Genomic DNA, 1,049 nt, shown 5'->3' with positions numbered 1-1,049 from the left:
CGAATATTTTTGCCAGCCATGGCTTATGTCTCATTAAAGCAGTTTTTATGGAGACAAGGGTATCTGCATGGTTATAAAGACGTAGGGAAGGAGTATCGCCTGAAGCCATTCTTAAAGTATCTTTGAATGGTCTAGGAATATCATTTCTTTGGTTGCACAATTTTAAAGTAGTTTCAGGATAGACATAGCCTATTCTATATAAAAACGTAAGCGCCTCTCTTCTTTCCAAATTAACAATAACACTATTCTGTAGCAGACTCTCAATTAAAGAGTCTGCGTTATCATATTGCTGAGTTTGAACATAGTGTTCAAACTCTTTCAAAATTTCATTCATGTACTATAAACGCCAGTCAGGGTTCACTAATGCGCCTTTAACATCAATGACTACTTTAGGTTGAGTACAAAAGCTATCAATTTTGTCGTCTTCACCAACGAATTCTGAGTGGTTAACTGCGACGATAACAGCATCGAAACTGTTTTCTTCAATATCTTTATAATCTACATGCTCAACATTTAAGTGATTCCAATCTTCTTCAGCAACCCAAGGATCGGAATAAGTCATTTTTACGCCATATTTTTCGAGTTCAATACCAATATCTGTAACTTTGGTGTTTCTTACGTCAGGACAGTTTTCCTTGAAGGTAACTCCTAAGAGTAGAATACGAGCATCTTTAATATTTTTTCCGTATGAAATAAGCTTCTTGATGGTTTGCTCAGCAACAAACTTACTCATAGAATTGTTGATGGCACGAGAAGTTAGAATCAAGTTAGGATTGAGTCCCAAAGATGATGCTTTATGAGCCAGATAATAAGGATCTACACCAATACAATGCCCACCCACTAGACCAGGCATAAGCTTAATAAAATTCCACTTAGTAGCGGCAGCCTCAATTACTTCATGAGTATCAATACCAACTTCGTTAAAAATGAGAGCGAGTTCATTTATCAGAGCGATGTTGACATCACGCTGAGTGTTCTCGATGACTTTAGAGGCTTCAGCAACTTTTATCGAAGAAGCTTTAAAGGTGCCAGCAGTGATAACTGAGCCA

At 37.3% G+C, this 1,049-nt stretch carries 2 protein-coding genes; both read right to left on the bottom strand.

The window, feature by feature from the left end; translation table 11 throughout:
* Positions 1-334, bottom strand: a 334-nt coding sequence (locus ACS8FC_RS14915; RefSeq protein WP_439297347.1) for a hypothetical protein, incomplete at its 3' end; no start/stop codon positions are given.
* A 3-nt stretch (positions 335-337) separates the two neighbouring features.
* Positions 338-1,049: nucleotide sugar dehydrogenase (locus ACS8FC_RS14910; protein ID WP_439297346.1), on the bottom strand; the 712-nt coding region annotated here is incomplete at its 5' end.

Source organism: Psychrobacter sp. 1Y4, from assembly GCF_051847555.1.
Note: the sequence above shows the minus strand (reverse complement) of the source record. Positions and strands in the feature narration are given on the sequence as shown.